Genomic DNA, 9,614 nt, shown 5'->3' on the forward strand with positions numbered 1-9,614 from the left:
AAGTTTTTTTAGCTCTGGTCGTAACCGTTATCTCCGCTTGTAGCGGTGACGAACAGCCCGACGACTATGCATCTGCGAAACCTGCTGAAGTGATCAGCGGATTTTATAAGGCGGTGTACGAACAAGAAGACTTGGAACAGGCGAAAAAGCTTTCGTCGAAACGACTGGCTGACCTAATTACGCATTACGGAGCTGTCAGTCAGGTTCAGCGTTATGTGCTTGGACGTTATTTCGATACCGTTGAAATTGAAGTTGTCAGTGATTCGCTTACCGATTATTTGAACGATTCAAATGAGCTACGAGCAACGGTTATTTTTGAAGGAACTTACGAAGGCGATAATATTAAAGACAGTCGCGATGTGGTTCTGATTCAACAGGACGGCAGCTGGGTTGTCGATAAAATCCTCGACGCCAGATACCGCCCATAACGGCTTAGCCCTGCTTCTTTTTATCGGTATAAGGTGGCCAGCCCATTTGCTTTCCTGCTAAAACGTGCAGGTGAATGTGGTATACGGTTTGGCCGCCGTATTCGTTACAGTTCATCACAAGCCGGTACCCGTCTTCTGCAAAACCATGCTCAGCAGCCAACTTAGCGGCTACAACATAAAGGTGTCCCACCAATGCGGCATTGTCTTCATTAATGTCGTTAGCTGTAGCAATAGGGGTTTTAGGAATTACTAAACAGTGGAAAGGTGCTTGCGGGTTGATGTCTTTAAACGCAAGCGCCTGATCGTCTTCGTAGATAATATCCGCAGGAATTTCACGGTTAATAATTTTCGTAAAAATTGTCTCTTCTGCCATTACCTTGCCCTTATTACGCTATTTTAGTCTATGGTAACTATAGCAGTGGGCATCGGCAAATTTAGTTAAGATTTTCAGACAACTTATATTGGCTGGCAGATTTCCCGGAAAATAAAAGGTCCACCATAGGGTGCTGAATTTCTTGTTCTGAAAAGTCAGCTTCCAGACTGCTTTCACTGACATAGGTTTGGATTGACGAGTTGTTCACTAGAATATGGTACCAAGGCTGATTTTTTGCCGGTTTAGAGGTCGCCATTTTGTCATACCAACTGTCAGATAATGTGAAGCAGGGGTCAGCATCAATGATCACACCACGATAACCATAAAGACTGTGGGTGATGAGTTGACCAATTGAAAATTTTGCTTCTACCATGATGACGGTTCCTTGTTATCCGATACTATTTTTTTATCGGCCAGACCGTGCTAAAACTGAAGTAAGATTTACACTTTTTAAACAAAGTTGAGGGCAACATGCTGGAATCGCAGGAAAACCGGAATTTTATGCGGATGGCTGTCAATGCGGATGCGAAAGTTACTTTGGCAGAGGGTGAGAATAAAAAAGTACTCGAAGGCGTTTGTCTTGATTTGAGTGCAGAGGGGTTGTCACTTCAGCTGTCGGCTAATCTCGAGGTTGGCGATAAAGTCTTTGTTGAAATTTCGTCTTCGGGCCCAGTTGCGCCTTTAAAAATCAACGCTGAAGTCGTTCGCAGCCAGCGACTGGACGACAACAGCGGAGACTCTCTTGTAGGCTGTCGTATTATTTCAATGGATTGACAGCCTGGTTATTACATAACTCTCATGCCTGGTTTTGCGCCATCATGCGGGTTCAGAATATAGATTTCATCTTTACCCGGACCAGCTGCAAGCACCATGCCTTCGGATAGACCAAAGCGCATTTTACGGGGAGCCAGATTGGCGACCATAACAGTCAGTTGGCCTTTCAGAGCTTCTGGCTCGTAAGCTGATTTAATACCGGCGAAAACCTGTCGAGTTTCACCACCCAGATCCAGCGTCAGTTTCAATAGTTTATCAGCACCTTCAACGTGCTCAGCATTGGCAATAAGAGCAACCCTTAAGTCAACTTTAGCAAAATCATCAAAGTTAATTTCATCGGCAATTGGCTCTTTTTTGAGCTCATCATTAACTTCAGTCACTGGCGCTTGCGATGCTTGCTCTTCTTTTGATGCTTCAATCATGGCGTTTACGTCGTCCATTTCAACACGCTGCATGAGCGCTTTAAATTTATTAATAGGATGGTCGGTCAAAGCTATTTTGTGACTTTCCCAGGTAAAAGTATCGTTTAAAAAGTGTTGTACTTCTTCAGTCAACTTAGGAACTACCGGCGCAAGGTAAACCATTAACACGCGGAACAAGTTGATCCCTAAAGAGCAGATTTCATGAACTTCCTGCTCGCTGCCTTCCTGTTTAATTAACTGCCAGGGTTCTTTATCAGCAATATACTGATTGGCACGATCCGCTAATGCCATAATGTCGCGCATAGCACGGGAAAATTCGCGTTTTTCGTAAAGGACAGCAATATCATCACCGGCGATCTGAAAATCTTTTAGCAGTGTTGAGTCAGCAATATTGGCAGACAACTTTCCGTCAAATTTCTTCTGAATGAAACCGGCGCAGCGGCTGGCGATATTAATGACTTTACCGACGAGATCAGAGTTCACTCGTTGAGTGAAATCCGTCAGGTTTAAATCCAAATCATCAATACGACTGGTTAATTTTGCGGCGAAGTAATAACGCAGATATTCCGGGTCAAGATGCTCTAGGTAAGTACGAGCCTTAATAAAAGTGCCCTTAGACTTGGACATCTTAGTGCCGTTAACTGTGATAAAACCATGCGCCCACACATTGGTTGGCTGGCGGAAGTTTGCGCCTTTAAGCATGGCAGGCCAGAATAAGCTGTGGAAGTAGATAATATCCTTACCAATAAAATGATAAAGCTCTGCTTCACTGTCAGCTTGCCAATAGGTATCCCAGTCGGCTTTGCCTGTGGTTGTGCAGTAGTTTTTAAAGCTGCTCATGTAACCTATTGGAGCGTCTAGCCAGACGTAGAAGTATTTGTTTTCTGTGCCCGGAATTTTGAAACCGAAGTAGGGAGCATCGCGGGAAATATCCCAGCGCTGTAAGCCTTGCTCGAACCACTCGTTCAGCTTGTTCGCCATTTCATTTTGCAGTGAGCCTGAACGGGTCCAGCTTTTTAACATGTCACCAAATGCCGGCAGGTCAAAAAAGTAGTGTTCTGATTCACGCAGTTGCGGCTCAGCACCAGAGACGACTGACTTTGGATTCTTCAGGTCGGTCGGCGCATAAGTTGCTCCACAGACATCACAGTTGTCTCCGTATTGGTCTTCGGCACCACAGTCGGGACATTCACCTTTAACGAAACGATCGGGAAGAAACATTTCTTTTTGCGGGTCATACAGCTGTTCAATGACTTCTGTTTTGATATGACCGGCTTTATCAAGGCGCGTATAAATGGTTTCAGCCAGCTCACGGTTCTCATCACTGTGTGTGCTGTAATAGTGATCGAAGCCGACCAAAAAGTCGCTAAAGTCTGATTCATGCGAGCGTTGCATGTCGCCAATCATTTGCTCCGGCGTTATTCCAAGCTGTTGAGCTTTCAGCATTATTGGGGTGCCGTGTGCATCGTCTGCACAGACGAAGTGGCACTCGTTACCGCGTAGCTTTTGAAAGCGTACCCAGATATCGGCCTGAATATAACCTAACATGTGACCAATATGGATAGGTCCGTTAGCGTATGGTAGTGCGTTAGTAACCAGTATTTTACGTGCGGATTGGCTCATGCGAAAATCTGCTTCCGTTTCGTTGATTAATCGAATCTAAACCCAAAGTTTTATGCCGCTCATGTTAGCATAGCTCTTGCCTGATACACAGATCCTTGAGGTTGATGATGACAGATTTTACTCACCCCTTATTGCCGAATGGTATTCCTGAGAACTGGGTGACCGGTTCAGGTAAAGAGCGGGTCCTGAACTTACCTTTTGTTGCCGGCGAAAGTTTACTTCAGGCTATTCAGAATGATGCCGAGTTGGGGGAGTTTGAATGGCAACTTAACTGTCACATCAAAAAGTTAAAAAATTCTCAACCAGAGTTACCGCTAACGACTGGAAATGTCATTGTCGTCTCTTCCGGTAAGGGCGGCGTTGGTAAGTCATCGGTAAGTGTTAACCTGGCTTTGGCCTTATCTGAGCTTGGTGCTAGTGTTGGCCTGCTTGATGCCGACATTTATGGCCCGTCGATTCCTACCATGTTAGGTGGAAGGCACGGCGATATGGAGCTGACAAAAAACAATAAAATGCAGCCACTGCAACGACACGGCCTCCATGTGCATTCGCTGGGTTACTTAGTCGATGATAAAGACGCGACAATTTGGCGTGGGCCAATGGCCAGTGGTGCGTTGCAGCAACTCTACAAAGATACTGCCTGGCCGGCATTGGACTATCTTATTGTCGATATGCCACCCGGCACTGGCGATATTCAACTGACCATGGCTCAGAAACTGCCGGTTACCGGGGCGGTTGTGGTGACAACCCCGCAAACGGTAGCGTTGAAAGACGCAGAAAAAGGTGTGGCCATGTTTAAAAAACTGAATATTCCATTAGTGGGTATATTGGAAAACATGAGCTATTACCAATGTCCGGCCTGCGGGCATGAAGATCCGGTTTTTGGCAAAAATGGGGGAGCGGACATGGCAACAGAGCATCACTTGCCGCTACTCGGCCAGTGGCCTTTAAATAGTGAGCTAAGAGAAAGTCTTGATGGTGATACACCCTTGTTAATAGCACAGCCACAACACCCGTTAAGTCAGTTAATTTTTAATTCTGCACAACAAGTTGCGGCAAACCTCTATTATCAACAGGAAAATTCGTTATAGTACTGGCCTTAAGGTCTTAAACGACAACACGGAGATAGATCAACCATGCGCCTAAACGACACTGAAATAGAACAACATTTGAAAGACGGAATTATAGGTGTCGAACCTGCACCCCAAGCCAGTAATATTTCAGGCGTGACACTGGATATTCATTTAGGCAACGATTTTCGTGTATTGCAGGATCATGCCGCACCTTTTATCGATATCAGTGGCTCACGTGAAGCCATTGAAGCGGCGATTCGTGAAGTCATGAGTGATGAAATTGTGCTAAAAGATGATCAGGCTTTCTTCATTCACCCGGGCGAGTTTGCCCTGGCCGTAACGCATGAATCAATTACATTACCCGCAGATATGGTTGGCTGGCTGGACGGACGTTCGTCGTTAGCACGCTTAGGTTTAATGGTTCACGTAACGGCGCACCGTATTGACCCGGGTTGGTCAGGGCAAATAGTGCTGGAATTTTACAATAGTGGAAAGTTACCTCTGGCTCTGAGAGCCGGTATGAAAATTGGTGCCATCAGCTTTGAGAAATTGAGCAGTCCCTGCGCAAGACCTTATAACAAACGAGACGATGCTAAATATAAAGACCAGCATGGAGCGGTGGCTTCGCGGATTTCAGCTGACGGCGGTTAAGCACTTTCTGTTAAAAGCTGCTTGCTGGCCTCTTGCAGTTTAGCCAATAAATTACTGGTGTTATGGCGGTAATGGACATCTTTATCACTTTCCAGGCCGCCAATAACCGGTAACTTCAGGTCTTTCTCTTTTTTATTGCTTAGCGCTAAATCGATAATTTGCTGACCGAGCTGTTTTTCAATAAATGAAACTTTATCGGCGAGACTCATTGCGCCAGCGGGTCCGCTCTCATCCGCCAGGTTATCAATAAAGACGACTTTCGCATTTGTTGTCAGCAGCGCGTCGCGTATACCAGAAACCAATAGCGGAGGCATAACTGACGTCATGAAGCTGCCTGGTCCCAGCAATATTAACTGGCTATTCTGTATATGGCGAATGGCTTCAGGAGTGGCTTTAACTGTGCCTGATAGAGACAGCTTTCGAGGCATGGCAGGAAGCTTATCAATACGAATTTCGCCATGGCACTGAATGCCGTCCGCCGTTGTCGCTATAAGATCTGTCGGGCATTCCGACATAGGTAAAATTCGGTTGTCGATATTCAATAGACGACTTAAAAGCTGAATACCGTCTAAAGGGCGGGCACTGAGCTGATCCAGTGTATAGAGCAGCAAATTGCCGAAGTTATGACCATGAAGAGAGGAGGTACAGTCAAAACGGTAATTGAGTACTTCAGCCGCAAGGGGTTGCTCTACCAGTTGGGACAGGCAATTACGAATATCACCCCAGGCAATGCAATGCTGCGATTCACGCAATAAACCAGTAGCTCCGCCGTTGTCTGTAGTCGCGACAATACCTACGAGTTTATGTTTCATAAAGGACAGAGTCGATAAAACTCGACCGAGTCCATGACCACCACCTATTGCGGTAATACGTCTTAATGAGTGCAGTTGCATCCGGCTTCCTTTGCTGCCTTTGGTCGAACGCTGCGACCTTAGCTGATTTATTATGAATTATGCAAGCCTCGCTGACTGTGTAACAATCTAATGAGCAGGAGGATGTATGCCAATAGTTTTTGATAACCGTTATGCTCGTAAGTTCCCCGAAATAACAACAAGTCAACCGATAAAGCCAGATGGTAAGGCTAACTTATTGTGGTTGAACGAACCGTTATGGGCTGAACTATCAGCAGGGGATAAGCCGCCGGCTAAACTTGCCGATTGGCTGGGCGGCCTTGAGCCATGGCCGGGCGTAGAGCCTGTGGCTCAGAAGTATGCCGGGCATCAGTTTGGCCATTTTAATCCTTATTTAGGAGACGGGCGGGGGCTACTGTTGGGTCAGGTTGTTGTTGGTGAAAAGCTGCAGGACATTCATGTAAAAGGAGCAGGACCAACGCCATACAGCAGAGGGGCGGACGGCAGAGCTGTTTTACGCTCTTCTGTGCGTGAGTTATTGGCAAGTGAGGCCTTTTACGCACTGGGCGTGCCGACAACTCGGGCACTGGCGTTAGTTTCAACTGAAGGAAAGATACAGCGGGAACGTCTGGAGCCAGGAGCGATTTTGGCCCGCTCTGCGGCAACTCACGTGCGTTTCGGGCATTTTGAGCACTGTTTTCATCGTAACCTTGAAGATACTATGAAACGCCTGTGGCAGGACACTATTGAAACGGTCTGGCCACAGTTAGCCGATGCCAGCGTTGCTGAAGGCTTTGCTCAGGTGGTCAAAAGCACAGCGGAGATGATAGCCGGATGGCAGGCGTATGGATTTATTCATGGCGTAATGAACACCGACAATATGAGCATAGCCGGGGAAACCTTTGACTTTGGCCCTTATGCATTTTTAGATACTTATAAACCTGAAAAGATTTTCAATCATACCGATGCCGGAGGGCGCTACGGATTTTTTCAGCAACCGGGCATTGGATTATGGAATTTGAAGAGACTGGCTCAGGCAGTGAGCCCCATTGTAGAGCCTGACGAGTTACAGAGCGCACTTGATAATTATGAAACTCAATTGCGCCAGGCGTATCTTAATCTTATGACCAAACGTCTGGGGTTATCCGCTGTTTCTGATGAACAAAAAATGGCGTTAATAGGGGGGTGGTTGAGTTTGCTTGAAGTCAATAACGCGGATTACCAGCTCTCGTTCAGAGATTTAATTGATTCGCTTGAATCCGGCGCACCGAAAGGACTGCTTAAGCAAAGTGGAGAAAGCTGGTGGCAGGAGTATCAATCAGCAATTAATGGTTATACTGACATTGATGTCATGAAGCAGGTAAACCCCTGGGTTATTGTGAGAACGCATCATGCTCAGCGTGTAATAGAGGCGTCAGAGGCTGGTGATAATTCATTATTGGAAGAGTATACGCAGGCGTTAATGAATCCGTTTGACGATGCTTTAAGTGACAGTGTCTGGGCCAGGCCCCCGAAGCCCAATGAACAGGTATCTCAATTGTCGTGTTCCAGCTGAGGTTTGAATTGCGATCTCCCGTTGGATAGGACAGAATCGAAGGAATGAATAATGACAGGGGTAATGGAATGAATTACCGAGTGTTTTTCGCTTTAATTTTTATGCTGCCATTTTGCGTTCAGGCGCAGCAGTGGCAAGTTCCTGAGCCTCAGGAATTTGATACGACTCAAGTTTGCCTGGGTGACTTGTCTCAACCTTTAACGGTAGAGCTTGCCGATACTCAAGAGCAGCATGCTCGTGGATTGATGCAACGGGAGTCGCTGGGCAAATATAATGGCATGTGGTTTCGTTATGGGCAGGAGAGGCCTGGTTATAGCGGTTTCTGGATGTACCAGACTTTGATTCCACTGGATATCGCATACCTTGATAAAAATCGTCGTATTGTAAAAACTTTTACGATGCGACCTTGTGGCAGTAACGATCCGAATAACTGTCGAAGCTATTCTCCGGGTAAACGTTACTGGAGTGTGCTTGAAGTGAATGCGGGATTTTTTGCTGAGCACGATATACGTACGGGTGATCAATTAAATAAAAGCCCGGACGGTAATTGCGAGTCGGCAAAAGAAAATAACAATAACGAAAAGTAAATAATAGGAGAGACCATGAAGTACGTCATAATGGGGGCGCTGAGTTTGACTGTATTAGCAGCCTGTGGACCGGCCACTCAGTCAGATAATGACACCGATAAAGCTGTTGCAGATATTCAGGACTCAGCCTTTAACCCTAACTACAGAGATTATTTGAAAACCTTATCTTCTGATGAGTTCGAAGGGCGTGCTCCTGCATCTGCTGGCGGCGAAAAAACGGTGAGTTTTATCGAAAGCCACTTTCGTGAATGGGGACTGAAACCTTATGACGAAGAAAATGATAGCTACCGTCAGCCGGTTCCACTTGTAAAGCTTATGCCGTACAAAGTCACTTCTTTAAACTTCAGTGGTGAGTCAGCTCCTGAGTCTATGGAATACCGCACCGAGATGATGGCCTGGACGCCTCGCGTTGTGGATGAAGTGAAAGTTGAAGACAGCGATGTTGTTTTTGTCGGATACGGTATTGTTGCTCCTGAATATGACTGGAACGACTATGAGGGACTGGACGTTGAAGGTAAGACCGTTGTCATGTTGGTTAATGACCCGGGCTACGCAACGGGTGACCCAGAGCTATTTAATGGTAACGCAATGACCTACTATGGCCGTTGGACTTATAAGTTTGAGGAAGCTGCTCGGCAGGGGGCTGAAGCCGCCTTTGTAATACACGAAACAGGACCTGCCGGTTACGGTTGGGGCGTTGTGGCTGGTGGCTCACCAGTGCGTTTTGACTTAAAACGTGAAAACAAAAATATGGATCGTTCGGCGATTGAAGGCTGGGTAACTGAGGAAAGCGCAAATGCACTTTTTGCCAGCGTCGGTAAAGATCTGGAACAAATGCGGGAGCTGGCGCTGAGTGGTGAGTTTAAGCCAGAGCCATTGAATATTGAAGCGTCATTAACAGTTAATAATAAATTTGAGTATTTAGATACCAACAATGTGATTGGTTATATTGAGGGCTCTGAATATCCTGAAGAGCACGTTATTTATATGGCTCACCACGATCACCTGGGAACGGATCCTGTCCGTGAAGATGATCCTATCTATAACGGAGCGCAGGATAATGCTTCAGGTACTGCCGCGCTAATGGCCATGGCAGAGCAGTTTGCAAAAGGACCTCAGCCTGAACGCTCAATTGTTTTTGCTGCTGTAGGTGCAGAAGAAAGTGGTTTATTGGGCTCTGACTGGTACGCGACTCACCCCATGCTGCCGCTGGGCAAAGCGGTTGGTGGTATTAACATGGACGTTATGAACGTCTATGGCCCGATGAAAGACATGGT

Annotated in this window: 11 protein-coding genes; 7 read left to right on the plus strand and 4 right to left on the minus strand. The window is 46.4% G+C overall.

The genetic code is table 11. From position 1 onward, the window contains the following. On the plus strand, positions 1 to 428 hold a 428-nt coding region (locus B3180_RS00490), incomplete at its 5' end, for a hypothetical protein (RefSeq protein WP_349677602.1). 4 nt (positions 429 to 432) lie between these two features. Here the strand turns inward: B3180_RS00490 and B3180_RS00495 are convergent. Further along, complete coding sequence (locus B3180_RS00495) at positions 433 to 801, minus strand: histidine triad nucleotide-binding protein (RefSeq protein WP_054487947.1); 369 nt, start codon at positions 799 to 801, stop codon at positions 433 to 435. A gap of 61 nt (positions 802 to 862) precedes the next feature. Beyond that, positions 863 to 1,174, minus strand: coding sequence for a heat shock protein HspQ (hspQ, locus tag B3180_RS00500; RefSeq protein WP_199493755.1), 312 nt, complete (start codon positions 1,172 to 1,174; stop codon positions 863 to 865). A 98-nt stretch (positions 1,175 to 1,272) separates the two neighbouring features. Here hspQ and B3180_RS00505 point away from each other — a divergent pair, with 98 nt between their 5' ends. After that, a complete protein-coding gene (locus tag B3180_RS00505; RefSeq protein ID WP_222235407.1) occupies positions 1,273 to 1,575 on the plus strand; it encodes a PilZ domain-containing protein in 303 nt (100 codons plus the stop codon). An 11-nt stretch (positions 1,576 to 1,586) separates the two neighbouring features. On the opposite strand, the gene metG is transcribed toward B3180_RS00505, so the two are convergent. Beyond that, complete coding sequence (gene metG / locus B3180_RS00510; protein WP_199493757.1) at positions 1,587 to 3,620, minus strand: methionine--tRNA ligase; 2,034 nt, start codon at positions 3,618 to 3,620, stop codon at positions 1,587 to 1,589. Between the two features lie 104 nt (positions 3,621 to 3,724). Between metG and apbC the strand changes: the two genes are divergently transcribed. Further along, positions 3,725 to 4,711, plus strand: a complete 987-nt coding sequence (gene apbC / locus B3180_RS00515; protein WP_224797362.1) for an iron-sulfur cluster carrier protein ApbC — start codon at positions 3,725 to 3,727, stop codon at positions 4,709 to 4,711. Between the two features lie 45 nt (positions 4,712 to 4,756). Beyond that, on the plus strand, positions 4,757 to 5,344 hold the full coding sequence (gene dcd, locus B3180_RS00520) for a dCTP deaminase (protein WP_054487937.1): 588 nt from the start codon (positions 4,757 to 4,759) through the stop codon (positions 5,342 to 5,344). Here dcd and B3180_RS00525 read toward each other — a convergent pair. Next, complete coding sequence (locus B3180_RS00525) at positions 5,341 to 6,237, minus strand: gluconeogenesis factor YvcK family protein (RefSeq protein ID WP_054487936.1); 897 nt, start codon at positions 6,235 to 6,237, stop codon at positions 5,341 to 5,343. The genes dcd and B3180_RS00525 overlap by 4 nt on opposite strands. A 106-nt stretch (positions 6,238 to 6,343) precedes the next feature. Between B3180_RS00525 and B3180_RS00530 the strand changes: the two genes are divergently transcribed. The 3 genes from B3180_RS00530 to B3180_RS00540 form a co-directional block, all read left to right on the plus strand. Further along, positions 6,344 to 7,750 carry a protein adenylyltransferase SelO gene (locus tag B3180_RS00530; RefSeq protein ID WP_286842253.1) on the plus strand — a complete coding sequence of 469 codons (1,407 nt, stop codon included), beginning with the start codon at positions 6,344 to 6,346 and terminating at the stop codon, positions 7,748 to 7,750. Between the two features lie 68 nt (positions 7,751 to 7,818). Further along, entirely contained in the window at positions 7,819 to 8,337 is a 519-nt protein-coding gene (locus tag B3180_RS00535; protein ID WP_199493720.1) for a DUF192 domain-containing protein, read from the plus strand. Positions 8,338 to 8,352: 15 nt separating this feature from the next. Beyond that, positions 8,353 to 9,614, plus strand: a 1,262-nt coding sequence (locus B3180_RS00540) for a M28 family metallopeptidase (RefSeq protein ID WP_286842256.1), incomplete at its 3' end; no start/stop codon positions are given.

Source organism: Idiomarina sp. UBA4206 (assembly GCF_002383015.1).
Classification (GTDB): domain Bacteria; phylum Pseudomonadota; class Gammaproteobacteria; order Enterobacterales; family Alteromonadaceae; genus Idiomarina; species Idiomarina abyssalis.

Coding starts and splice junctions, on each gene's coding strand:
- B3180_RS00495 (WP_054487947.1), bottom strand. CDS start 801: ATGGCAGAAGAGACAATTTTTACGAAAATTATTAACCGTGAAATTCCT.
- hspQ (WP_199493755.1), bottom strand. CDS start 1,174: ATGGTAGAAGCAAAATTTTCAATTGGTCAACTCATCACCCACAGTCTT.
- B3180_RS00505 (WP_222235407.1), top strand. CDS start 1,273: ATGCTGGAATCGCAGGAAAACCGGAATTTTATGCGGATGGCTGTCAAT.
- metG (WP_199493757.1), bottom strand. CDS start 3,620: ATGAGCCAATCCGCACGTAAAATACTGGTTACTAACGCACTACCATAC.
- apbC (WP_224797362.1), top strand. CDS start 3,725: ATGATGACAGATTTTACTCACCCCTTATTGCCGAATGGTATTCCTGAG.
- dcd (WP_054487937.1), top strand. CDS start 4,757: ATGCGCCTAAACGACACTGAAATAGAACAACATTTGAAAGACGGAATT.
- B3180_RS00525 (WP_054487936.1), bottom strand. CDS start 6,237: ATGCAACTGCACTCATTAAGACGTATTACCGCAATAGGTGGTGGTCAT.
- B3180_RS00530 (WP_286842253.1), top strand. CDS start 6,344: ATGCCAATAGTTTTTGATAACCGTTATGCTCGTAAGTTCCCCGAAATA.
- B3180_RS00535 (WP_199493720.1), top strand. CDS start 7,819: ATGAATTACCGAGTGTTTTTCGCTTTAATTTTTATGCTGCCATTTTGC.